At 71.3% G+C, this 22,228-nt stretch carries 22 protein-coding genes; 9 read left to right on the top strand and 13 right to left on the bottom strand.

Going from position 1 to position 22,228, the window contains the following annotated elements:
• Both AB8Z75_RS13355 and AB8Z75_RS13350 read right to left on the bottom strand, forming a co-directional pair.
• The coding region (locus AB8Z75_RS13355) for a CPBP family intramembrane glutamic endopeptidase (RefSeq protein ID WP_369201708.1) at positions 1–859 on the bottom strand (859 nt) is incomplete at its 3' end.
• A 188-nt stretch (positions 860–1,047) separates the two neighbouring features.
• Complete coding sequence (locus AB8Z75_RS13350; RefSeq protein ID WP_369201707.1) at positions 1,048–1,998, bottom strand: alpha/beta hydrolase family protein; 951 nt, start codon at positions 1,996–1,998, stop codon at positions 1,048–1,050.
• A 65-nt stretch (positions 1,999–2,063) separates the two neighbouring features.
• On the opposite strand from AB8Z75_RS13350, the gene AB8Z75_RS13345 reads away from it, so the two are divergent.
• The 3 genes from AB8Z75_RS13345 to AB8Z75_RS13335 all read left to right on the top strand — a co-directional run bounded on the left by AB8Z75_RS13345 (position 2,064) and on the right by AB8Z75_RS13335 (position 4,786).
• Positions 2,064–2,636: a helix-turn-helix domain-containing protein gene (locus tag AB8Z75_RS13345; protein ID WP_369201706.1), complete on the top strand. Its 573-nt coding sequence runs from the start codon at positions 2,064–2,066 to the stop codon at positions 2,634–2,636.
• An 85-nt stretch (positions 2,637–2,721) separates the two neighbouring features.
• Positions 2,722–3,372, top strand: coding sequence for a PhzF family phenazine biosynthesis protein (locus tag AB8Z75_RS13340; protein WP_369201705.1), 651 nt, complete (start codon positions 2,722–2,724; stop codon positions 3,370–3,372).
• A gap of 238 nt (positions 3,373–3,610) precedes the next feature.
• A complete protein-coding gene (locus AB8Z75_RS13335) occupies positions 3,611–4,786 on the top strand; it encodes an alpha/beta hydrolase family protein (RefSeq protein ID WP_369201704.1) in 1,176 nt (391 codons plus the stop codon).
• 209 nt (positions 4,787–4,995) lie between these two features.
• Here the strand turns inward: AB8Z75_RS13335 and AB8Z75_RS13330 are convergent, their stop codons facing one another.
• Entirely contained in the window at positions 4,996–5,202 is a 207-nt protein-coding gene (locus tag AB8Z75_RS13330; protein WP_369201703.1) for a hypothetical protein, read from the bottom strand.
• Between the two features lie 150 nt (positions 5,203–5,352).
• Between AB8Z75_RS13330 and AB8Z75_RS13325 the strand changes: the two genes are divergently transcribed.
• Complete coding sequence (locus tag AB8Z75_RS13325; protein WP_369201702.1) at positions 5,353–6,177, top strand: Scr1 family TA system antitoxin-like transcriptional regulator; 825 nt, start codon at positions 5,353–5,355, stop codon at positions 6,175–6,177.
• Positions 6,174–6,413: a DUF397 domain-containing protein gene (locus AB8Z75_RS13320; RefSeq protein WP_369201701.1), complete on the top strand. Its 240-nt coding sequence runs from the start codon at positions 6,174–6,176 to the stop codon at positions 6,411–6,413. The genes AB8Z75_RS13325 and AB8Z75_RS13320 overlap by 4 nt, the downstream gene beginning before the upstream one ends.
• 45 nt (positions 6,414–6,458) lie before the next feature.
• Here AB8Z75_RS13320 and arsC read toward each other — a convergent pair whose 3' ends face one another.
• Positions 6,459–6,821 (bottom strand): arsenate reductase (glutaredoxin), encoded by a 363-nt coding sequence (gene arsC, locus AB8Z75_RS13315; protein ID WP_369201700.1) that lies wholly within the window; start codon positions 6,819–6,821, stop codon positions 6,459–6,461.
• A gap of 43 nt (positions 6,822–6,864) precedes the next feature.
• Between arsC and AB8Z75_RS13310 the strand changes: the two genes are divergently transcribed.
• Positions 6,865–7,494, top strand: coding sequence for an isochorismatase family protein (locus AB8Z75_RS13310; RefSeq protein ID WP_369201699.1), 630 nt, complete (start codon positions 6,865–6,867; stop codon positions 7,492–7,494).
• 41 nt (positions 7,495–7,535) lie between these two features.
• On the opposite strand, the gene AB8Z75_RS13305 is transcribed toward AB8Z75_RS13310, so the two are convergent.
• The 3 genes from AB8Z75_RS13305 to htpX all read right to left on the bottom strand — a co-directional run bounded on the left by AB8Z75_RS13305 (position 7,536) and on the right by htpX (position 9,981).
• The gene (locus AB8Z75_RS13305) at positions 7,536–8,168 is read right to left on the bottom strand and encodes a hypothetical protein (RefSeq protein WP_369201698.1); all 633 of its coding nucleotides are present in this window, start codon (positions 8,166–8,168) and stop codon (positions 7,536–7,538) included.
• A gap of 298 nt (positions 8,169–8,466) precedes the next feature.
• Positions 8,467–9,069 carry a hypothetical protein gene (locus AB8Z75_RS13300; protein WP_369201697.1) on the bottom strand — a complete coding sequence of 201 codons (603 nt, stop codon included), beginning with the start codon at positions 9,067–9,069 and terminating at the stop codon, positions 8,467–8,469.
• Positions 9,070–9,075: 6 nt separating this feature from the next.
• Entirely contained in the window at positions 9,076–9,981 is a 906-nt protein-coding gene (gene htpX, locus AB8Z75_RS13295; protein ID WP_369201696.1) for a zinc metalloprotease HtpX, read from the bottom strand.
• Positions 9,982–10,187: 206 nt separating this feature from the next.
• Here htpX and AB8Z75_RS13290 point away from each other — a divergent pair, with 206 nt between their 5' ends.
• A complete protein-coding gene (locus tag AB8Z75_RS13290; RefSeq protein ID WP_369201695.1) occupies positions 10,188–11,069 on the top strand; it encodes a Cof-type HAD-IIB family hydrolase in 882 nt (293 codons plus the stop codon).
• Between the two features lie 39 nt (positions 11,070–11,108).
• Here the strand turns inward: AB8Z75_RS13290 and AB8Z75_RS13285 are convergent, their stop codons facing one another.
• Together AB8Z75_RS13285 and AB8Z75_RS13280 are read right to left on the bottom strand one after the other, a co-directional pair.
• On the bottom strand, positions 11,109–11,762 hold the full coding sequence (locus AB8Z75_RS13285) for a DUF4232 domain-containing protein (protein ID WP_369201694.1): 654 nt from the start codon (positions 11,760–11,762) through the stop codon (positions 11,109–11,111).
• Between the two features lie 217 nt (positions 11,763–11,979).
• Positions 11,980–12,141: a hypothetical protein gene (locus AB8Z75_RS13280; RefSeq protein WP_369201693.1), complete on the bottom strand. Its 162-nt coding sequence runs from the start codon at positions 12,139–12,141 to the stop codon at positions 11,980–11,982.
• 808 nt (positions 12,142–12,949) lie between these two features.
• Here AB8Z75_RS13280 and AB8Z75_RS13275 point away from each other — a divergent pair.
• Entirely contained in the window at positions 12,950–13,699 is a 750-nt protein-coding gene (locus AB8Z75_RS13275) for a helix-turn-helix domain-containing protein (protein ID WP_369201692.1), read from the top strand.
• Positions 13,696–14,166 carry an NUDIX domain-containing protein gene (locus AB8Z75_RS13270; protein ID WP_369201691.1) on the top strand — a complete coding sequence of 157 codons (471 nt, stop codon included), beginning with the start codon at positions 13,696–13,698 and terminating at the stop codon, positions 14,164–14,166. The genes AB8Z75_RS13275 and AB8Z75_RS13270 overlap by 4 nt, the downstream gene beginning before the upstream one ends.
• 281 nt (positions 14,167–14,447) lie before the next feature.
• On the opposite strand, the gene cydD is transcribed toward AB8Z75_RS13270, so the two are convergent.
• The 4 genes from cydD to hisC all read right to left on the bottom strand — a co-directional run bounded on the left by cydD (position 14,448) and on the right by hisC (position 22,116).
• The gene (gene cydD / locus AB8Z75_RS13265) at positions 14,448–18,110 is read right to left on the bottom strand and encodes a thiol reductant ABC exporter subunit CydD (RefSeq protein WP_369201690.1); all 3,663 of its coding nucleotides are present in this window, start codon (positions 18,108–18,110) and stop codon (positions 14,448–14,450) included.
• Between the two features lie 18 nt (positions 18,111–18,128).
• Entirely contained in the window at positions 18,129–19,136 is a 1,008-nt protein-coding gene (gene cydB / locus AB8Z75_RS13260; RefSeq protein ID WP_369201689.1) for a cytochrome d ubiquinol oxidase subunit II, read from the bottom strand.
• A gap of 80 nt (positions 19,137–19,216) precedes the next feature.
• A complete protein-coding gene (locus AB8Z75_RS13255; protein WP_369201688.1) occupies positions 19,217–20,758 on the bottom strand; it encodes a cytochrome ubiquinol oxidase subunit I in 1,542 nt (513 codons plus the stop codon).
• Positions 20,759–21,033: 275 nt separating this feature from the next.
• Positions 21,034–22,116, bottom strand: a complete 1,083-nt coding sequence (gene hisC, locus AB8Z75_RS13250; RefSeq protein ID WP_369201709.1) for a histidinol-phosphate transaminase — start codon at positions 22,114–22,116, stop codon at positions 21,034–21,036.
• Between the last annotated feature and the right edge of the window lie 112 nt (positions 22,117–22,228).

Here is a 22,228-nt window from a genome sequence, read left to right as displayed (position 1 = left end):
GAGTGGGGGCGGTCGCGGTGGTCGGCTTGGGCGTGGGGCGGCTGAGGGTCAGCACGGATACGGCCACGACGGTCATGACGCCGACGACCAAGGCGAGCGTGACGGGGGTGTGGACGTCGAGAAGGATCATCGTCGTGTTCGCGGCGAAGTGGGTGACCATCGAGGCGACGACGCCGGCGCGCTCGTAGGCGTAGGCGGTCAGCATGGCCATGGGGATGACGCTGACGGCGAAGAGGACACCGCTCGGGGTGGCCACTCCGAGCTTGTTCTGGACGGTTCCGTCGATGAAGAACAGCGGCAGGTGCCACACGGACCAGATGACACCGAGCAGGAGGCCGACCTGGAGGCGGCTCATCGACGCGCGCATCCTGGGGTATGCGGTGCCCCGCCAGCCCGGCTCCTCCGAGAGCGGCCCGGAGATCACCATGCTGACGAGGAACGCGGCGGGACCGCCCGCGTCCGTCATCACGTCCCGGGCGCCGTCCAGGCTCAGCGCCGGGCCGCCCGCCGCCTGCGCCAGCAGGGCGGCACCCAGCACCGTCGCCGAGGTGGCGACGAGGAACAGCGGCAGCCACGCCAGTGCCCTGCTCCGGAAGGGCACCGCGTGCTCGGGTACGGGCTCGCCGCGCCGGCGGCGGCGTACGCGGACCACCAGGGCGGCGAGCAGCGGTCCGAAGGCGCCGAAGAGGTAGGGCAGGGCGGTGGGCGGGGTCATCGCGGAGCCGCCGAGGGCCATCGCCGTGCCCCACGACGCCCAGCTGATGCCGAAGGCCAGAGCCATGAAGAGGCCCAGGTCGCTGCGGTGCGTGCTGCCGGTGCGGGGCTCGCCGAGCGGAGCCGACGTGGGTGACGCAAGCATGACATGTCCTTCTCTGTGGTGAGCGTACGAGCTCTGCGGGTGTTCGTTACGAGCTTTCGGAGCGTTGCCGAGCGCGCCGCCCTCAGGGCCGGCTCCGCGCGCCGCTGCGTCGCTGTCGTCAGGGCCGGCTCCGCCGCCGCGGCGTCGCTGTCGTCAGGACCGGCTCCGCCGCCGCGGTGTCGCTGTCGTCAGGGCCGGTCCGCGCGCGCTCCGGTCGGCGACTCGGGCGCCGTCGCGTCCAGTCGGGGGGCGAGCCAGGCGGTGACGAGGGTGAGGAGGCCGGGGTCGACCGGGCCGCGCAGGAGGCGGCCGTAGGAACGGATGGTGTGGCGGCCTGGGTCCCGGCGCAGAAGGTGGGTGAGGTCGGGCACCCGGTGGGTCTCGACGGCGCCGCCGGGGACGACGCGGCGCATCTCGTCCAGGTCGTCGGGGTCGACCTGGAGATCCTTGGCACCGGTGACGGCCAGCACGGGGACCTGGATGGCGGCGAGGTCTTCACGGGTGTCGTGGGCGAGGTTCTCGCGCATCCAGCGGGCGTTGAGAGGCATTCCGGCGATGCGCGCCACGTCCGTCCGCGTCCGGCGTATCCGGGCGAGGGCGCGCTCGCCCAGTGCCCCCAGCGGGCGTCGCAGAAGGCGCACGGGTGCGGGCATGCCCTGCATGATCGAGCGGGCCTGCCAGCGCACGGCCGCCTCTCCGGTGCGGGCGTATCCGGCGAGGAGCACCGCGGCCCGCACCTCCCGCCGCGCGGCGAGGGCCATCGCGTGCAGCGACCCCTCGCTGTGGCCGACGACGGCGACCGCGTCCGAGCGGACCGCGGGGTGGGCCGCCAGGGCCCGCGCGGCGGCGACCGCGTCGTCGCAGTTGTCGGTGAAGCCCCAGGCGCGCCAGTTGCCGGGAGTGGCACCGGTGCCGCGCCGGTCGTAGCGCAGCGTGGCGATGCCCGCTGCCGCGAGGGCGTCGGCCAGTGGCCCGCCGAGGTTCGTCTTCAGCTTCTTGGAGTTGCCTTCGCGGTCGATGGGGCCGGAGCCGTGCAGCAGCAGAACGGCGGGGTGCGGCCCGGGGCCTGCCGGCAGGGTCAGCGTTCCCGCCAGGTCGGTCCCGTCGTGCGCGGTGACCGTCATCGCGGTGTCGGGCATGGCTCCGCCTCTCCTCGTTCCGTTCTCAATACCGAGAACGTTATCAAACATGAGAGCATGGGGTTATGGCAAACGCGAACGAGCTCATGCACCCCGTGCGGATGCGCATCCTGCAGACCCTGCTCGGCGCCGACGAACTGACCACGGCACAACTGCGCGACCGGCTACCCGACGTGGCGTCGGCCACCATGTACCGGCACGTCGCGGCCCTCGCCCAGGCCGGCGTCATCGAGGTGGTCAGCGAACGGCCCGTTCGCGGCACCGTCGAGCGCAGCTACCGGGTACGCCAGGAGCGGGCCCTCGTCGACCCCGACGCGCGCACCACCATGGGCACGGAGGACCACCGGCGCGCCTTCACCGTCTTCTCCGCGGCCGTGATGGGCGACTTCGAGCGGTACCTCTCGCGCGAGGACGCCGAACCCGCGCGGGAGAACGTCCTCTACCGGCAGGGCGCCGTGTGGCTCACGGACGACGAGTTCGCCTCGCTCGTCGACGAAATCGAAGCGGCCGTCGCCCGCCGCACGCACACCACCCCGGGCGACGGGCGCACCCGCCACCTCCTCAGCCTCGTCTTCGTACCGGACAAAGCCGCCGGAGACCCCGACGGGACCGGCACCGACGCGGCGTCCCGCACATGAGCCGGACGCCGAACCCACCACCTCACGGCCCCGGCCCCGGTCCCGGTCCATTCCTCGGGTGCGGTGACGTGGTTGACTGCCCGGCATGATCGATGTCGACGTGCTCCGCGTCTTCTGCGACCCCGCGGGCGCGTTCGGTAACGCGCTCGGGGTCGTGCGGGACGGCGCGGCGCTGCCCGAGCGCGCCGCCCGGCAGGCGTACGCGGCCGAACTCGGGTTCAGCGAGACCGTGTTCGTCGACGACGCGGCGCGCGGCCTCATCGACATCTACACCCCGTCGGCGCGGCTGCCCTTCGCCGGGCACCCGTGCGTGGGAGCCGCCTGGCTGCTCGGCGCGGACCGGCTCGCCACCGCCGCAGGCCCCGTGGAGGTCCGCAGGTCGGACGGCCTGACGTGGATCGAGGGGCGCGCCGCCTGGGCTCCCGGCCGCACACTCCGCCAGTACGGTTCCGCCACCGAGGTGGACGGCCTGGAGGTACCGCCACCCGGCGCGTGGGTCTACGCCTGGGCCTGGCAGGACGAGACGGCTGGGCGGGTGCGGGCCCGGGGCTTCCCCGGACGGGGCGACGGCATCGACGAGGACGAGGCCACCGGCGCCGCCGCACTCCTGCTGACGGCCCACCTGGCACGGCCACTGGAGATCACCCAGGGGCGCGGCTCCCGGATCGCCACCCGCCCCTGCGGTGACGGCCTGATCGAGGTCGGCGGCCGGGTACGCGCCGCCCCGCACAGCTGATGTCCGGCTCAACTCCCACCCGCTAGAGGGCACCTGTGACGCACGTATGGCGCCTGTGGCGCCTGTGCGCCTGTGGCGCCTGTGCGCCTGTGGCGCCTGTGGCGCCTGTGCGCCTGTGCGCCTGTGCCGACGGGTCTCTTCCCCGTAGCGTCCGGAGGACGTCGTATCGTCCGGAGGACATCGCCGTCCGGAGGACGTCCCGTCCGGCAGCGGACGGCGCACCGGGGAGGGGGAGGCCGTGACCAACGCGCCGACGGAACAGGGGAGAGCGGACGAGCCGGGAGCCGTCGTGACGCTGCCCGCACCCACCGGGCCGCACCCGGTCGGGGTCACCGAGCTGCACCTCGTGGACGAGGCACGCAGCGATCCGTGGGACGAGGCGGTCGGCGTGCGGGAGGTGATGGTGTCCCTCCACTATCCGGCCCGCTCCGTCGAAGGCTGCCCGCGCGCCCCGCACATGCGCCCCGAGGCGGCGGCGCTGTACACCTTCGTCGAGCCGTTCATCCACCCCCAACTCCCCGGCGAGGGGGTCGACTGGGCCGCCACACTCACCCACTCGCACAGTGCCGCGCCCGCGCTGCCCGGCCCCCGGCCCGTCCTCCTCTACAGCCCCGGCGGCGGCGACCCGCGCACGCAGGGGACGTCGCTGGCGGAGGAGTTGGCCAGCCACGGCTACGTCGTCGCCGCGGTGGACCACCCCGGGGACGCCGGCGAGGTGGAGTTCCCCAGCGCACGCGAGGGCCGCGACACGGTGCGCGTCACCGCGCTGCGGGGCGACCCGGCGGCCGACACCGACCTCTTCCGCACGCTGATCGAGACCCGGATCGCCGACCTCCGCTTCGTCCTCGACCAGCTCGAACGCCTGGCCGCCGGGCGCAACCCGGACGCGGCGTCCCGTCCGCTTCCCGAGGGCCTCGCCCCCTCGCTGGACCTCACACGCGTGGGCGCCTGGGGCCACTCGGCCGGCGGCACCGCCGTCGCACAGACCCTGTACGACGACGCGCGGCTGACAGCGGCAGCCAACCTGGAGGGCTACCTCGACCACCCCGACGGCACCCCCTTCGACGTGGCCGAGAAGGGAGCCGGGAAGCCCCTTCTGCTGATAGGAACGGACGGCTTCCGCGACCCGCGTATCGACCGCTCCTGGGGCGTCGCGGTCGCCCGCGCGGACGCGGCACGCGCGGCGCACGCAACGGACGCGGCACACGCGGCGCACGCGTCCGTCACCCGCGCCGAGTTGACCGGCGCCCACCACTGGGCGTTCACCGACTACGCGGCCACCGCACCGCAGCTCCAGGCCGCCGGCCTGATGACGCCCGAAGCCCGCGCGAGCTTCGTCGGTTCAGCCGACCCCGCCGTCACGGTGCCCGCCGTCCGCGCCCACCTGCGCTCCTTCTTCGACACCCACCTGTGAACCGCCCGCCCGCGACTCCTGACGCCGGTGCTCCGGGCACTCGCACGGCGGGTAGGCACCCGGACTGAACCCGCCCGGCGGGCCGAGCCACGGCCCCTTCTCCAGCACGGTGACCGAGCGGACGGGCGTCCGCCGTCCGGTGTCCGCCGCCACCCGGTAGACGCGGAGCGTCATCCGGTGCGTCTCTGGCCCGGGAGCCGTCTCGTCGCTCACGCCCGCTCCCTGATCCACCGCGCCAGAGCGAAGACCGCGTCGGCGGACGCCCCTCCCAGCTCCACATGCGGCCTCCCCATGACGGGGAACCCGCCGCTGAGGGAGGGCAACTTGCACCCTGCCAGCGCCAGCGCCTCCGCCAGCTCATCGGCCGCCTTGCGCCCGATGGCCAGCGCACTCTCGGGATTCGACTGTGCATCCATGCCCATACGGTGACCCCTCCGGGGCGACACGGGAAGTAGTCACCCACTCACAGAGAGCAGTTGTGGGGTTTCGCCGACACGAACGGAACGAACCTGCCAATCTGGCACGTAACCAAGCGTTCATCCCTCGCCTCGCCCCCGGGACCGCCCATGTCCGAACCTGACGTACCTCCGGTCGAACCGTCCCCCCTGGTCGCCGGCTTCGGCAAACAGCTACGCAAGCTGCGGGAGTACCGGCAGATCTCCCGGGAGAGCGTCGGCAAGAGAGCCGGCTTCTCCGCCTCCACCATCGGCGCCTTCGAACGCGGCGAACGCATCCCGGACCAGCGCAGCGCCTGCGCCCTCGACGCGGCCCTCAACGCCCACCAGGTCTTCGCCTGCGTGGGCGAGGACCTGGAGAAGGAGCAGTACCCGCGCAAGTTCGACCAGCTCTTTCGCTTGGAAGCCGAAGCCGTAAGCCTCAGCATCTACGACACGAACGTCATCAACGGACTTCTGCAAACTGAGGCGTACGCGCGTGCGCTGTTCGAGGCGCGGGTACCTCACCACGGCGAGGAGAAAGCGACGCAGTTGCTCGCTGAGCGGCTCAACCGCCAGAAACTGCTTACCCGCGTTCCGACGCCGACTCTCGTCTTCATCCTGGACGAAGCCGTCGTGCGCCGCCGCACAGGCAGCGAAGTGATCATGCGTGCCCAGCTGGAGTGGCTACTGGAGCTCGGCCAGCTCAAGCACATCCATATTCTCGTGCTCCCATTCGACTGCGAGGAACCAGTCGGGGCGATTGGCCCCTTGACGCTGTTGGAGACTCCCGAGCGGCGCACGCTGGGGTATGTCGAGGTCCAAGAACAGGGCACTCTGCTGTCGGACAAGGAAACGGTCAGCGCCTTGCGTCAGCGCTTTGACATGATCCAGGTGAACGCTCTGCGGCCTGCGGACTCCGCACGCCTCATCCATCGCCGTCTGGAGGAACTGTGAGCAGCCCCCTCACCTGGTTCAAGTCAAGCTACAGCGGTGGCTCGGGCGGCCAGTGCCTCGAAGTTGCCCTCAACTGGCGCAAGTCCACACACAGCGACGGTGGAGGCGGCCAGTGCGTGGAGGTCGCCACGTGCCCGCACACCGTCCACGTACGCGACTCCAAGGCAGGGGACACCGGCCCCACCCTCACCGTCACGCCGGAGGCGTGGAAGGTACTCCTCGACGGGGTGCGGTAGGCACCCCGCCCGTGGGCCCCTTCACAACCATCCTCTGTGAAGGGGTCACAGGATCTCGGAGGCGACGTCCGCCGGGCGGGCCAGGCGGGTGCCCTTCTCCGTGACGACGAAGGGCCGCTGGATGAGCGCCGGGTGGGCGACCATCGCGGCGATCAGCTCGTCGTCGGTCACGTCGGGCCGGTCGAGCCCGAGTTCCCTGTACTCGGGCTCCTTCGTGCGTACCGCATTCCGCACGGTGATCCCCGCGTCGGTGATCAGCGTGCGCAGCGTGCCCGCGTCGGGCGGGGTCTTCAGGTACTCCACGATCTCGGGTTCGTACCCGGCTTCCTCCAGCAGGGCCAGGACCGTGCGGGAGGTCCCGCAGCGGGTGTTGTGGTAGAGCGTCGCGGTCTTCGCCTTGGGAGACATGGGGGTCATCGTAGAACCGGTGGGCCCAGACACAATCGGCTGCATGAGGGATGAGTCGGATGAGTCGAGAAGGCCGGGGGCGGGGGTCGCCCCCGTCGACGCGCTGCTCGTCGTCGACATGCAGACGGCGTTCGTGACGGGCGCCGAGGCCGTGCCGGACGCGGCCCGCGTCCTGTCCGGCACGCGGCGGCTGCTGGCCGCCGCCCGCGCGGTGGGCGCGCCCGTCGTGCACGTGCAGAACGACGGCGAGGAGGGCGCCCCCGACGAGCCGGGAACGGCCGGCTGGGAGTTGTTCGTGCGGCCCGAGCCCGGTGAGCGCGTGGTCCGCAAGGAGGAGGACGACGGGTTCGAGGGGACCGGCCTGCGCGCCCACTTGCACCAGCAGCGGGTGCGCTCGCTCGCCGTGTGCGGGGTGCTGTCGGAGATGTGTGTGAGCGCCACCGCGCGCACCGCGCTGCGGCTGGGCTACCGCGTCGTGCTGCCGCACGATGCGCACGGCACGTACGACGTACCGGCGGCGCCGGACATCAGCGAGGTCGTCCCGGCGGCGATGGCGGCGCGGGCGGCCGAGTGGGCGCTGGGGGACGAGATCGAGATCGTCCCGTTCGCCGCGGACGTCCGCTTCGCGGGGACCGAGGGGGCGGGAGCGGGCGGCAGCCCTCCGCACGGCTGAGGGCCCCACGCGGGGTGGGGCCCCTCAGAAGGTGCACCGTGTCAGCTGGTGGCGCGCCACTCCAGTGGCTTCTTGGTGTAGCCGCGGTTGATCTCGACGGCCTCCGCCTTCTGGCCCTCGGGGATGAGGAAGGCGGTGCAGACCTTCTCCGACTGGCCCGGGCTGAGCTTCTTGTCGGTGTCGGTGGCCGGGCAGTTGGGCCACTTGGCCTGGCCCATGATGACGATGAGGGCGCGGGTGCGCTCGCCCTGGTCGGTCCGTACGACCAGGTCGTCGTCCATGTCGCCGAGCTCCATGGGCTTGCCGCTCTTGTGGTTGAGCGTCGACCACACGTAGACGGGGACCTTGGGCTCGTCCTTCTTGTCCTTCTTCAGACCGGAGTTGGCCATGTCGGCCTTCGTGCCGGTCTGCACCTTCGTCGGCGTGACCGTGAAGGTGGCGCCCTTGGTCTCGTCGTCGTCGCTCTTCTGCGTCGGGCTGGTCTGGCCGAGCCGGTAGGAGGTCTTCTCCTTGGCGGAGCCCGAACCGCCGGAGGAGGACGACGAGGACGACGAGTGGTCCGAGTCGGAGTCGGACTTGTGGCCCTTCTTGCCTCCGCCGTCACACCCGGTCAGTGCCAGGGCGAGCACCAGCGCGCCTGCCGTGACCGGCACGGCGCGAGTCCACGTACGCATGTCTTCCTCACTTTCCCCGTGAATCCCCGTTGGATCCCGTCGGACCTACCGGATGAGCGGTTGCCGCGCGCACGTCAAAGACGGGACACAGCGGCCCGGCGTTCGGAGCTCATCAGGGGCAAGATATTGCCAGAGGCATGTCACGGGTGTGCGAGCAGGTGGCGTCAACGGCGTCACAGCCGCCACACCTGACACATTCTTCGGCGGCGGGCCGGCGGGCCGACGGGCCGGTGGCCCCCGCGGACGGACCGGCGGGCCGGTGGCCCCCGCGGACGGACCGGCGGGACCGACGCCCCGGTCACAGTCCCGGTGCACCCCACACCGGGAACCAGCGGCCCAGGTCCTCCTCCACCGGCAGGTCGTCGCCGAGCAGTCCGCTCGCCTGGAGCTCCAGCGCGTTGTCCCGCTTCTCCGCCCCGCCGGGCAGGGGCGCGAACGGGTAGAAGGTGCCGCGCTTGTAGAGGTAGATCAGGGCGAGGGAGCGGGGCCGGGTCCCCGCCTGCTCGCTCTCTTCCCGGAAGCCGACGGTCGAACACAGCAGCTGCGGGCCGAAGCCGCCCTCGGCCAGCAGCGTGTTCACGGCGTGCAGGTCGTTGACGAGGGCCGCGAGGTCGTCGGCCGGCTGGCGCGCGGTGAGCCAGGTGTACCCGTAGGAGTCCCGGGTGAACTCGACGGGGATGCCGCCGCGCCCGGTGTCGGCGTCCAGTAGCTGCCGCACGTCGCTTTGCAAGCGCGTGAACGCGGCGCCCTCCACGCTGGCGAAGCACACCGCGCCGACCCCCGTCGGCCCGAATCCGGTCGCCGCCTTGAGGGTCAGCGCGGCGGCGGGCAGCGCGAAAAGCTGGTCGAGGTCGGGCCGCTTGGGCTTGCTGCGGCCCAGGAGCGCGTCGAGGAGGCCCACCGCCGGTCACCGTCCCAGCTGGGCCGAGATGCCGCGGAGCTGTTCCAGCCGCTTGTCCAGCGACGGGTGCGAGGAGAACAGCGTCGCGAGGCTCTCGCCGGAGAAGGCGGGCACGAAGAAGAAGGCGTTGTACGGCTCGGCCCTGCGCAGGTCGCGGGTGGGGATGCGGGCCATGTCGCCGCTGATCTTGGTGAGGGCCGAGGCCAGCGTCGAGGGGCGCCCGGTGAGCAGGGCGCCGGCGCGGTCGGCCGACAGCTCGCGGTAGCGGGACAGCAGCCGGGTCAGCAGGAAGCTGATGATGTAGACGAGCGCGCTGACCAGCGGAACGACCAGCAGGAGCAGGCCCGCCGGATTGTTGTTCTGGCTCGCGCTGCGGCCCAGGTTGCTCCACAGGGCCACCCGGGTCATGATCCCGGCCAGTACACCGAGGAACGAGGCGATCGTCATGACGGCGACGTCACGGTGCGCGACGTGCGACAGCTCGTGCGAGAGGACTCCCTCCAGCTCGTCGGGGTCCAGGCGGCGCATCAGCCCCGTGGTGGCGCACACCATCGCGTTCTGTTGGTTACGCCCCGTGGCGAACGCGTTGGGGACGTCGCTGTCGGCGATGGCCACCCGTGGCTTGGGCATGTCGGCCAGCGCGCACAGCCGGTCGACGGCGCCGTGCAACGCGGGTGCCTGCTGGGGGGTGACCTCGCGGGCCCCCATGCTGAACGCGGCGATCTTGTCGCTGAACCAGAACTGGGCGACGAAGAGCGCCCCCGCGATCACCAGCACGAGAGGCCAGGCGTTCCCCAGCGCGACCACCAGCACGCCGACGAGGACGACGTAGAGCAGGCCGATGAAGAACATCGTGGTGACCATCCGGGTGGTCAGGCCACGGTCGGCGACATAGCGCGAGTGACGTGCCATGGCGGCCGCTCCTTCCCGAAGCGCGGGGCCCCTCGGAGCCGGGCCGGAAGCACAGCGCTGCACTCCCCTGTGTGAGGGCCCTCTCTTCGATTGTGCTCCGGTGCTCCGCCACGCGCCCCCTCGTGCGCCTGGCGTGCTTCCTCCTCCTGGCGGTGTGCTCTCATTCGTGCGCCGCTTCGCACGCATGTTCAGGCATATGCGCGAAGATGGTGCCTGTGACTCATCCGCCTGAACACCTCACCCCGACCAGTCCGCGCACCCCGTCCGACGGGGCGCGGCCCGCCCCGCGCCTGATCGCCACCGACCTGGACGGCACCCTGCTGCGGAACGACAAGACCGTCTCGGACCGCACCGTCGCGGCACTCGCCGCCGCCGAGGCCGCCGGGATCGAGGTGTTCTTCGTCACCGGGCGCCCCGCCCGCTGGATGGGCGTCGTCAGCGACCACGTCCACGGCCACGGACTCGCCATCTGCGCCAACGGCGCCGCCGTCGTCGACCTGCACGCGGGCCGCCGCGTCGTCCGCGTACGGGAACTGACCCGCACCGACGCCGTCGCCGTCGTCGAAGCCCTGCGCACCGTGACCCCCGGCCTCAGCTTCGCCGTCGAACGCACCCAGGGCATCCACTACGAACCGCACTACCCCCACTTCCCCGGCGATCCGGGCGCCTCCTACGCCCCCGTCGAGGAACTGCTCTTCGACAGCGACGAGGGCCACTTCGCCGAGCCCGTCGTCAAGCTGCTCGCCCACCACCCCACGATGGACCCCGACGAGTTCCTCGCGCTCGGCAGGAAGGCCGCCGGCGCCCACGCCGAGTTCACCCGCTCCAGCCCCAGCGCCCTCCTGGAGATCTCCGGGCACGGCGTGAGCAAGGCCAGCACCCTCGCCCTCGCCTGCCAGGAGCGCGGCATCGCCCCCGAGCAGGTCGTCGCCTTCGGCGACATGCCCAACGACCTGGCCATGCTCAGCTGGGCCGGCACCTCCTACGCCATGGCCAACGCGCACCCCGACGTCCTCATGTGCACCACCCACACCACCGCGTCCAACGAGGACGACGGCGTCGCCCAGGTGATCGAGGGCCTGCTCTGAGTCACCGGTGCCGACCCGCCGCGCCACGTCGTCGTGCTCTCACTGCTTGCCGGTGCCGACGGGGTCGACCGTGACCTTCTGGTCGGCGCCCTCCTGCACCGGGAGGTTGATGCTGACCGGCAGGCTCGTGGAGTGCGTCTCGTTGGGCGGCGTGACGACCATGGTGGTGACGTCGACGCCGCTGCCGCCCGTGGTGTTCGGCGGGTAGTGCAGGGTGAAGCGCGTCTCGTCACCGGACTGGAGATTGACCACCGGGGACTTGAGGTCGCTGCGCTGGGCACTCAGCGGCGTGCCCGCGTCCTCGGACTTGAGGTCCACACCGGGGAACCCCTTGAGTGTGCAGGCGTCACCGCCGGTGTTCTTCATCGTGACGACGATGTCGCCCTCGCCCATGCCGTGCGAGGAGCGGAAGTCCAGGTTCGCCGTCTTGCAGGTGCCGGTGGTGATCTTCCCGCCGCCGCTGCCCGGGGCGTCGTCGTCGGCGGCCGAGGCGCTCCCCCCGGAAGTGCCGCCGTTGCCGCCGCCGCTGGTGCCGCCGCTGCCGCCGGAGGTGCCGGACGAGGACGAGGACGAGGAGGAGGACGAGTCGGCCACGTTCGCGCTCGCGTTGGAGTCCTCGCCCTGCTGGCAGGCGGTCAGCGAGAGCCCCGCGGTAAGGGCCAGGGCGGCGAGAGTGAGCTTCTTGGCGCGCATCGGTTCTTCCTTCGCAGTCGGTGCCGCCGCGCGGCACGAGTGAGCGTTACTGATCACTTGGATCCGCCCACGCCGGAAAATGTTCACGGCCGACCGCCCGTCTTACACGCCTGTTACATACGTTGCAGAACGAAACCCGATGACACCGAGCGCCAGCCCGCCCGACAGAGCCCCGTCCATGCGCCACGAGGGCAGCACACAGACGGGGCTGGGAGTTCTACCGGCTCTGCTCCCGGGTGCAGTCCAGGCACACCCATCTCTTGCGGGCAATCAGCACCGTCCGCTCCTTCGGATGCTTGCCGCACCACTCGGACCGCACGGCCCTGTCAGGCAGATCCCGCTTGATCAGCTTCACGAGGTGCCCTCGTCTACTCGTCATCGTCGCTGCTGTCCTCGTCGGGCTCGGGCGCGCTGATGATTTCCTCACCGGCTACGTCGTAGCCGTTGATCCCGTCACCACTCATGGTCACACCTCCCCTCGGAACTCCGCCGTTGAACTTGGCGGCAACGGCTTTCGCTGCCGCTACGCCAGGCCACTGCGCACGGCCATCGGGGGCGTGCACCAGGTGTCCAGCGGGGTCTACGAGGTAAGCGCGCCCGTCGGCCACTTCGACCCGGTAGAGCGGCCGTACGGGCACCTCAGCGCTTACGGCGGAAGGCAGGGCGTGCAGCTCTTCGCCGTAGCGCCACTGCGACAAAGGCGAGCCCAAGGGCGTTCGTACCTCAAGGCGGTACAGCAACGGCGCCGGGCCGGTGATCTCGCGAACCACACCAGCCGAGCCGGTACGCACATCCCTCGCTGCTGCCCCTACTCGCCACATGCCGGCACGCCCCACAGGTGACGAGGCGTGTGCTTGCCCATACGCAAGTGACGGTCAAACAGGTCCGCGATCTGCCCTTCGAGCTGCCGGTTGTCACCCCTGGCAAGCTGACTCAGATACCAACGGCAGTCGTCGCACTGCTCTCGCACCCGCGGGTCACTCGTTTCGCTAGGACCTGGCACGTCGTCGCTCCCTTGTAGCGGTGGCCACGCCCCGGGGTCGCCACGAACGGTCGCCGGGGTCCTCGACGTCCTCGACCCTTCCGCCGATAGCGGGGACGAAGGAACCTCCCCCGTTCCCCACTTCGGGACGTCCCGCGCGGGGTAGAACGTCCCTAGCGACGTCCAAAATGCGGGGTGACACTGCATGCAGAACGAACGCCTACGGGCCGTCATGGCGGCAGGAGGGTGGACTTACAGCGACCTGGCCAACGCGACGGGGGTTGATCCCAAGAGCGTCGAACGCTGGGTCAATCTGGCCCGCACTCCCCGGCGGGTCACTGCACTCAAGGCAGCCGAAGCACTAGGGGAAGACGTGCATGCACTTTGGCCAACACTCCGGCAGGCACGGGCAGCAAGGGCAGTGAGCCCGGAATTGGTCGCGCTGTACGACCAGCGGGCAGACCTTCCCGTATCCGCCTTCGTTGACCTGTTCGCACAGGCGCGGGAACGCATCGACGTACTCGTGTACGCCGCTGTGTTCATCCATGAGGCCTATCCGCGCCTGAACGACCTTCTGCGTGAGCGCGTTGCCGAAGGGCGCTCAGTGCGAATCGCCGTGGGGGACGCTGACAGCGCGAACGTCCAACAGCGAGGAAATGAAGAGGCTTTCGGGCACGGCATCGAGTCCCGCTGCCGCCTCGCACTCATGCACTACCTACCGTTGGCGACCGTCCCTGGAGTCGAACTCCGCACCCATGCGACGACGCTCTACAACTCCCTCTACCGCGCTGACGATCAGATGTTGGTGAATGCGCACGTGTGGGGCGTGAACGCCTACGGAGCGCCCGTGTGGCACCTCCGGCGAAACGGCGACCGCGGGATGTTCGCACGCTACACGCAGAGCTTCGAAGCGGTCTGGGATACGGCACAGCCGGTACAGGAAAACAGCGAGTGAGCCGCACAGAGTTTTACGACGACCCGGACGCGCCGGAGCCGAACAGCTTGGTCGTTGCCGCTTCCGCTGTCGTCACGGACGAGCACGGGCGCATTCTCTTGCAGCGGCGGACAGACAACGATCTGTGGGCGCTTCCCGGCGGCGGGATGGAAATGACCGACTCGTTGCCCGGTACGGCTGTGCGGGAGACGAAGGAAGAGACCGGCCTTGACGTGAAGATCACGGGGCTTGTCGGAACCTACACGGACCCCCGGCATGTCATTGCCTACAGCGACGGGGAAGTCAGGCGGCAGTTCAACGTGTGCTTCACAGCGCGAGTCGTCGGCGGGGAGCTGGCCATGTCCAACGAGTCGAAGGAACTGCGGTTCGTCGCACCGGAAGACATTGAAGCACTGCCCGTCCATCACACTCAGCGGCTCCGGCTGACGCACTTCCTCGAGCAGCGTGCGGCTCCCTACCTGGGGTAGCCCCATGGCGTTGTCTTGCTCGCGCCCACGCCCCTCTACGGCTTCCCGGTCGCCCAGGTCGATGCCGAATGCAGCGGCGGCGGTCTCGTTCGCTTTCCGCTGCCGGTCGGGGGTCGTGGTCTCGTCCGTGAGGACGCTGAGACGGAGTGCCGAGACTTCGCCAAGGGTGTTGGTGCCTTCGGCCCGCTGAGAACCACGCCCCTGGGCGCGGGCCCGGATGCGGCCGACCCGCCCTCCGGGCTTCGGCCGACCCGCCCTCCCGGTGGCGAACCGGGGAGGTGTCAGCCCATCGCCACACCCGTCGCCACGGGGGTGGCGCCCGCCGCTTCCCGTTCGCGGCGCAGCATGGCCGCGAACGGTCCTTCCGCCTGGGCCAGCTCGCCGTGGGAGCCGCGCTCGACGACGCGGCCGTGGTCGAGGACGACGATCTCGTCCACCCGGTCGAGCCCCTGGAGGCGGTGGGTGATCAGCACCGTCGTGCGGCCCTCCGTGGCCGTCAGCAGGTCGGCCGTCAGGGCGTCGGCCGTCGGCAGGTCGAGGTGCTCGGCCGGCTCGTCCAGGACGAGGACGGGGAAGTCGGCCAGCAGGGCGCGCGCCAGCGCCAGGCGTTGCCGCTGGCCGCCGGACAGCTTCGCGCCCATCTCGCCGACGAGGGTGTCAAGCCCGTCGGGCAGCGTCGCCACCCAGTCGTCGAGACGGGCGGCGGCCAGGGCCGCGTGCAGGGCCTCGTCCGCCGCCGAGGCGTCCTCGGCCACCGCTCGGGGGAGGGCCAGCCGCAGGTTCTCGCGCAACGAGCTGTCGAACACGTGGGCGTCCTGGGCGCAGAGCCCGACCCGGCGACGGACGGCGTCCGTCTCCGCGTCGTACGCCGACACCGCGCCGGGCCCGAAGGTGTACGAACCCGCCTCCGCATCAGCGAACCGCAACAGCGCGTTGGCCAGCGTCGTCTTGCCCGAACCCGAGGCGCCCACCACCGCCACGCGGCGTCCGCGCGTCAACGCGAACCCCACGTCGGCGAGTGCCGGAGGCGCCCCGGCCGACGCGTCCGGGTAGCGGACCGTCAGCCCTTCCACGCGCACCGGGAACGGATCGTCGGGCAGCGCGGCGGGCCGCTCGGGTTCCGCCACCGGCGTCGGCGCGTCCAGCACCTCCTGCACCCGCTGCGCCGAGCGCCGCACCCGCTGCCGGAACTGCACCGCCTGCGGAAGCGGCGTGACCACCTCGAACGCGGCCAGCGGCGTCAGCACCACCGTCGCCAGGAGCAGACCGTCCAACGCGCCGCCCGTGGTCGCGCTCGCGCCCGCCCACGCCGCCGCCGTGACCGTCCACCCCGTCGCGAGCGTGCTCAGCCCCGCCGCCAGGGCCGTACGGGACGCCGACCGCGCGGCGATCCGGGTGAGGACCGCGTCCGCGTCCGCCACCTCGCGGCGCCGGGCCGCGAGCGCGCCCGTGACCGGGAGCTCACCGGACGCGGTACCGGTCAACAGGTCCACCGTGCGCGTCGCCAGCTCCGCCCGCGCCGGAGCCAGCCGGCCCTCCGTACGGCGGGACAACGCCGCGGTCAGCGCCGGCACGGCGACGCCCGCCACCGCCAGACCGGCGGCGAGGGCCGCGCCCGCGGCCGGGAGGAGCCACGCCGTGAAGGCCACGGCCGCGAGACCGACCGTCCCCGCGACGGTCGCGGGCAGCAGCCAGCGCAGGAAGTAGTCCTGCAACGCGTCCACGTCCGCGACCAGGCGGGTGAGCAGGTCACCGCGGCGGCGGTGGCGCAACCCCGCGGGCGCCAGGCGCTCCAGACGCCGGTAGACGCTCACGCGGAGCGCCGCGAGGACGCGCAGCGCGGCGTCGTGCGAGACCAGGCGCTCCGCGTAGCGGAAGACAGCCCTTCCGATGCCGAACGCTCGGGTCGCTGTGACCGCGACCATGAGGTAGAGGATCGGCGGCTGTTGTGCCGCCCGCGAGATGAGCCAGCCGGAGGTCGCCATGAGGCCGACCGCGCTGGCGAGCGCGAGCGCGCCCAAGGCGAGCGCCAGGGCGAACTTGCCGCCCAGCCCGCGGGCGGTTTCGCGTACGCGCGCCAGGGGGTTTCGTGTGGCCGCGCCGCCTGTCGCCTGCGGCGCTTGGGGGGCGCCCACGCTGTGTGGCCGGTGCGGACCGGTGGGCGTGTGCGGGTCGCCTTGGCCCTCCCCCAACCTCCGCCCGYGGGCGCCCCCRCTGCCGCCCCGGGCGGCAGCCTGCCCCAAGGCTGCGGTGGCCGCCTGCCCCAAGGCCGCGGTGGCCGCCTGCCCCAAGGCCGCGGTGGCCGCCTGCCCCGAGGCAGGGGAGGGACCTGCGGTTTCCGGTGCGAGGTGGAGGACGCGGTCGGCTGTGGCCAGGAGGGCGGGGCGGTGGGTGACGAGGAGGACCGTGCGGGTCGCGGTGAGGCGGCGTACCGCCGCCAGGACCGCGGCCTCCGTCGCGGAGTCGAGCGCGGCGGTCGGCTCGTCCAGCAGGACGACGGGCCGGTCGGCGAGGAACGCCCGGGCCAGGGCGACGCGGCGGCGCTGGCCCGCCGAGAGCCCGGCCCCGGACTCGCCCAGTTCGCGCGCCGGGTCGAGATCCGGCGCGCCCGCGTCGGCGAGGGCCGAGGCCACCGCGGCGGCGTCCGCGTCGGGCCTGGCCAGGCGGACGTTGTCGGCCACGGTGCCGGCGAACAGGTAGGGGTGCTGGGGCACCCAGGCGATCTGCTGCCGCCAGGCGGCCGGATCGAGGGAGGCCAGCGGGACGCCGCCGACGGTCACCCGGCCCTCGCCTGGCGGGGTGAAGCCGAGGAGGACGGACAGCAGCGTGGTCTTGCCGCCGCCGGAGGGCCCGGTCAGTGCGACGGTCTCACCGGGGCGCACGGTCAGGTCGGTGGGCGGCAGCGCGTACCCGGCGCGCCCGGGGTAGCGCACGGCGGCCCCGTCCAGGACGAGGGAGGCGCCGCGCGCGTCGACCCGTCGGGTGCCACTGGCCGGCAGTGGGCTCTCCAGTACGTCGAAGACGGACTCGGCGGCGGCCAGCCCCTCGGCGGCGGCGTGGTAGTGGGTGCCCACCTGCCGCAGCGGCAGGTAGGCCTCGGGCGCGAGGATGAGCACCATCAGGCCCGTGTACAGGTCGAGGTCGCCGTGTACGAGCCGGGTGCCGATGCTGACGGCGACGATGGCGACGGAGATCGTCGCCAGGAGTTCCAGCGCGAAGGAGGAGAGGAAGGCGAGCCGCAGGGTGCGCAGGGTGGCGCAGCGGTAGTCGCCGGTGATGGCGCGGATGTTGTCGGCCTGCGCCTTGGCGCGCCCGAACACCTTGAGGGTGGGGAGTCCGGCCACGACGTCGAGGAAGTGCCCCGACAGGCGGGCGAGCAGTTTCCACTGCCGGTCCATGCGCGCCTGGGTGGCCCAGCCGATGAGCGCCATGAACAGCGGGATGAGCGGCAGGGTGACGACGATAATGGCGGCCGAGACCCAGTCGGCGGTCACGATGCGGGCCAGGACGGCGACGGGGACGACGACGGCGAGGCCCAGTTGCGGCAGGTAGCGGGCGAAGTAGTCGTCGAGCGCGTCGATGCCGCGGGTGGCCAGCGTGGTCAGCTCGCCGGTGCGCTGCCCGGTGAGGTAGCCGGGGCCGAGCGCGGTGGCCCGCTGGAGCAGTTGGACGCGCAGCTGGGATTTGACCGCGGCGCCGCAGCGGTGCGCGGCCAGTTCCGTCAGCCAGGAGACGAGGGCGCGGGCGAGGGTGACGGCGGCGAGCAGCAGCAGCGCCTCGCGTGCGAACTGCGCGTGCCGGTAGGCGTCGACGACGATGTCGGCGAGGAGCATGGCCTGCGCGACGACCAGTGCGGCCCCGGCCCCGCCGAGCGTCACGGAGGCGAGGAGGAAGAGCCGCGTGGTGCGCGCGTACCGCAGCAGCCGCGGGTCGACGGGCTTCATCGGGAAGTCCCTTCTTCCTCAGTGTCCGCCGGAGGGGGCGAGGTGGTGGGTGCCGATGCGCTTGCGGAAGACCCAGTAGGTCCAGCCCTGGTAGAGAAGGACGATCGGGGTGGCGAAGGCCGCGCACCAGGTCATGATCTTGAGCGTGTAGGGCGTGGAGGACGCGTTGTCGACGGTCAGGGACCAGTCGGCGTGCAGCGTCGAGGGCATGACGTCGGGGAAGAGGGAGCAGAAGAGCATCGCGACGGCCGCGACGATGGTCAGCCCGGAGAAGGTGAACGACCAGCCCTCGCGCCCGGCGAGGTTGGTGGCGAGGGCGGCCAGCAGGGCCACCACGGCGACGACGAGGGCGATCAGGGAGGCGCTGCCGCCGCTGTCCGCCTGCGTCCACAGCAGGAACGCGACCGCGAGCACGGCGGCGCCGATGCCCAGTCCGGTGGCCAGGCGCCGGGCCCGGGTGCGGATGTCGCCGACGGTCTTGAGCGCGGTGAAGACGGCGCCGTGGAAGGTGAACAGCACCAGGGTGACGAGGCCGCCGAGCAGCGCGTACGGGGAGAACAGGTCCGCCAGGTTGCCGACGTACTCCAGGTGGGAGTCGATCTTCACGCCGCGGACGATGTTCGCGAACACCAGGCCCCACAGGAACGCGGTGAGCAGCGACGTGAGGAAGATCGCGTGTTCCCAGTTGCGCTGCCAGCGCTCCTCCTCGCGCTTGGCGCGGTACTCGAAGGCGACACCGCGCACGATCAGGCAGACGAGGATCAGCAGGAACGGCAGGTAGAAGCCGGAGAAGAGAGTGGCGTACCACTCGGGGAACGCGGCGAAGGTGGCGCCGCCCGCGCTGAGCAGCCACACCTCGTTGCCGTCCCAGACGGGCCCGATGGTGTTGATCAGTACCCGCCGCTCGGCCCGGTCGCGGGCGAGCAGCCTGGTGAGGATGCCGACTCCGAAGTCGAAGCCCTCCAAGAAGAAGTAGCCGATCCACAGGATCGCGATGACGACGAACCAGACGTCGGTCAGTTGCACGGCTCAGCACCCCTGTCTGTCGTTGCGAGCTCGGTACGCGTCGGTACGCATCGGTATGTGCCAGTACGTGTCAGTACGCGTCAGTACGAGAAGGCCATCGGCCGGTCTTCGGCGTCGGCGTCGGCGTCGGTGCCGCCGCTGCCGCCGCCGATCCGGGTGGGCGGGTTGAGGTCGGCCTCGGTCAGCTCGGGCGGCCCGGCCTTCACGTACTTGGTCAGCAGCCTGACCTCGACGACGGCGAGGATCGCGTAGAGCGAGGTGAAGACGATCAGTGAGGTGAGCACCTCGCCCTGGGAGACGCTGGGGGAGACGGCGGAGGCGGTGGGCAGCACGCCGTAGACGACCCAGGGCTGGCGTCCGGTCTCGGTGAAGATCCAGCCCCACGAGTTGGCGATCAGCGGGAAGCCGAGCGTGAGGACGGACAGCCGCCAGTACCAGGTGCCCAGCTTCGGGTGCAGCTCGCGGTGTTTGGTGAGGGCCAGACGCGGGCGTTCGTCCTCGCCGGTGCGCAGCTTCTCGCTGAGCCAGAACCTGCGGCGGGTGAGGTAGAGGCCGGCGGCGCCGAGCGCGAAGGAGGCCATCCCGAAGCCGATCATCCAGCGGAAGGACCAGTAGGCGACGGGGATGTTGGGCCGGTAGTCGTCCAGGCCCACCGTGTCCTGGTACTTCTCCTTCAGGTGCGCGTTGGTGTCGTTGATGCCGGGGACGGCCTCGTAGAAGTTGTCGTGGGCGAGGAAGGAGAGGACGCCGGGTATCTCGATGGCGACCTTGTTGTGTCCCTTGTCGACGTCGCCGTAGGAGAAGACGGAGAACGGGGCGGGGGCCTGGGTCTCCCACAGGGCCTCGGCTGAGGCCATCTTCATCGGCTGCTGCTCGTACATGATCTTGCCGAGCCGGTCGCCGCTGATGACGGTGAGCATCCCGGCGGCGACGAGGGTGACCAGGCCGAGCCGCAGCGAGGTGCGCATCACGGGTATGTGCTTCTTGCGCAGCAGGTGGTACGCGGATATGCCGACCATGAACGCGGCGCCGGTCAGGAACGCGGCGGTCATGGTGTGGAAGAACTGGGCCAGCGCGGTGTTCTGGAAGAGGATGCCGAAGAAATCGGTCATCTCCGCGCGACCGCTCTCGTGGTTGATCCGGTAGCCGACCGGGTGCTGCATCCAGGAGTTCGCGGCCAGGATGAAGTAGGCCGAGGCGACGGTGCCGAACGCGACCAGCCAGATGGTGGCCAGGTGGAGCTTCTTGGGCAGCTTGTCGCGGCCGAAGATCCACAGTCCGATGAACGTCGACTCCATGAAGAAGGCGATCAGCGCCTCGAAGGCGAGCGGCGCGCCGAAGATGTCGCCGACGAAGCGCGAGTAGGCGGACCAGTTCATGCCGAACTGGAACTCCTGCACGATGCCGGTGACCACGCCCATGGCGATGTTGATCAGGAAGAGCTTGCCCCAGAAGCGGGTGGCCTTGAGGTACTTCTCCTTGTTCGTCCGCACCCAGGCCGTCTGAAGGATCGCCGTGAGGGTGGCGAGCGAGATCGTGAGGGGGACGAAGAGGAAGTGGTAGACGGTCGTGATGCCGAACTGCCAGCGCGCCAGGGTCTCAGGCGCCAACGCAAGGTCCACGTCGCTCACTCCTTCAGGCAGCACCCGGTCGGGCGCGGCACCCGATCGGGCTAGGGCTCGTGAATGCGTTCACATTCACAAGCACCACCGTACGGCACCCCCATTTCGGACATGTCAGGGGGGTCCCGAACGGCCCACGGACACTCCGGGCCACCCGCCGGGCAGGGTCTGTCGCGGAGCGCGTGCACCTGCGCGGCGGAGAGCGCGCAGGTGCGCAGCGGGGCGCGGGGAGGAACCCCGCGCCCCGCACACCGCTCGCACGCCGCCCCGAGGAGCTACAGATCTTTCAGAAAACCGGCTGCGACCTGCAAAAAGATGTCGTTCGCCGCAGTCTCGCCGATGGAGACCCGCACGCCCTCGCCCTCGAAAGGACGCACCGTGACGCCCGCCTCCTCGGCCCTCGCCGCGAACGCGGACGTCCGCTCGCCCAGCCGCAGCCACACGAAGTTGGCCTGCGACTCGGGCACCGTCCAGCCCTGGGACCGCAGCTCGCCCAGCACGCGTGTGCGCTCTTTCACAAGCGCCTCCACCCGCTCCGACAGCGCGTCCTCGCTGCGCAGCGAGGCGATGGCGGCCTCCTGTGCGAGCTCGCTCACACCGAAGGGCACCGCGGTCTTCCGCAGGGCCGCCGCCACTGGCTCGTGCGCGACCGCGAAACCGACCCGCAGCCCCGCCAGCCCGTACGCCTTGGAGAAGGTACGCAGCACGCACACGTTCGGCCGGTCGCGGTAGAGCTCCAGACCGTCGACCACCGCCTCGTCCCGCACGAACTCGCGGTAGGCCTCGTCCAGCACCACCAGCACGTCACGCGGCACCCGGTCCAGGAAACGCTCCAGCTCCGCACCGGTGAGGGCCGCCCCCGTGGGGTTGTTCGGGTTGCACACGAAGACGAGCCGGGTGCGGTCGGTGATCGCGTCCGCCATCGCGTCCAGGTCGTGCGCCTCCCTCTCGGCGCCCCCGGTCAGCGGCACCCGCACCGAGGCGGCACCGGAGATCTGCGTGATGATCGGATAGGCCTCGAAGGAACGCCAGGCGTAGATCACCTCGTCGCCGGGGCCCGCCGTGGCCTGGAGGAGTTGCTGCGCGACACCGACCGAGCCCGTGCCGGTCGCCAGGTGGGCGACGGGCACACCGAACCGCTCGGACAACTCCGCGTACAGCGCGGAGCAGCCCATGTCGGGGTAGCGGTTGAGCGAGCCGGCCGCCCGCGTCACCGACTCCAGCACGCCCGGCAGCGGCGGATAGGGGTTCTCGTTGGAGGACAGCTTGTAGGACACCGGGCCGTCCGCGGCGGCCGGCCGCCCCGGCTTGTAGCTGGGAATCCCCTCGATCACACCGCGCAACCGCGGCCCTGGCACCTTCTCGTCACTCACCGCTGCTCCTCCTCCTCGCGGGCCAATACTCTTCACCCTAAGAGGATTCACCCGCACGGCGTAGCCCCCCGCGAGGCGCCGCGTCCCGACGTTCGCC

This window comes from Streptomyces sp. PU-14G, assembly GCF_041028275.1.
GTDB lineage: Bacteria > Actinomycetota > Actinomycetes > Streptomycetales > Streptomycetaceae > Streptomyces.
The sequence above is the reverse complement of the archived record's forward strand: the minus strand, read 5'-3'. Positions and strand labels throughout refer to the sequence as shown.

What these genes read in the sequence shown, in the direction of transcription:
- AB8Z75_RS13350 (WP_369201707.1), bottom strand. Translation starts at nt 1,998, where the DNA reads ATGCCCGACACCGCGATGACGGTCACCGCGCACGACGGGACCGACCTG.
- AB8Z75_RS13345 (WP_369201706.1), top strand. Translation starts at nt 2,064, where the DNA reads ATGGCAAACGCGAACGAGCTCATGCACCCCGTGCGGATGCGCATCCTG.
- AB8Z75_RS13340 (WP_369201705.1), top strand. Translation starts at nt 2,722, where the DNA reads ATGATCGATGTCGACGTGCTCCGCGTCTTCTGCGACCCCGCGGGCGCG.
- AB8Z75_RS13330 (WP_369201703.1), bottom strand. Translation starts at nt 5,202, where the DNA reads ATGGATGCACAGTCGAATCCCGAGAGTGCGCTGGCCATCGGGCGCAAG.
- AB8Z75_RS13325 (WP_369201702.1), top strand. Translation starts at nt 5,353, where the DNA reads ATGTCCGAACCTGACGTACCTCCGGTCGAACCGTCCCCCCTGGTCGCC.
- arsC (WP_369201700.1), bottom strand. Translation starts at nt 6,821, where the DNA reads ATGTCTCCCAAGGCGAAGACCGCGACGCTCTACCACAACACCCGCTGC.
- AB8Z75_RS13310 (WP_369201699.1), top strand. Translation starts at nt 6,865, where the DNA reads ATGAGGGATGAGTCGGATGAGTCGAGAAGGCCGGGGGCGGGGGTCGCC.
- AB8Z75_RS13305 (WP_369201698.1), bottom strand. Translation starts at nt 8,168, where the DNA reads ATGCGTACGTGGACTCGCGCCGTGCCGGTCACGGCAGGCGCGCTGGTG.
- htpX (WP_369201696.1), bottom strand. Translation starts at nt 9,981, where the DNA reads ATGGCACGTCACTCGCGCTATGTCGCCGACCGTGGCCTGACCACCCGG.
- AB8Z75_RS13290 (WP_369201695.1), top strand. Translation starts at nt 10,188, where the DNA reads ATGGTGCCTGTGACTCATCCGCCTGAACACCTCACCCCGACCAGTCCG.
- AB8Z75_RS13285 (WP_369201694.1), bottom strand. Translation starts at nt 11,762, where the DNA reads ATGCGCGCCAAGAAGCTCACTCTCGCCGCCCTGGCCCTTACCGCGGGG.
- AB8Z75_RS13280 (WP_369201693.1), bottom strand. Translation starts at nt 12,141, where the DNA reads ATGACGAGTAGACGAGGGCACCTCGTGAAGCTGATCAAGCGGGATCTG.
- AB8Z75_RS13275 (WP_369201692.1), top strand. Translation starts at nt 12,950, where the DNA reads ATGCAGAACGAACGCCTACGGGCCGTCATGGCGGCAGGAGGGTGGACT.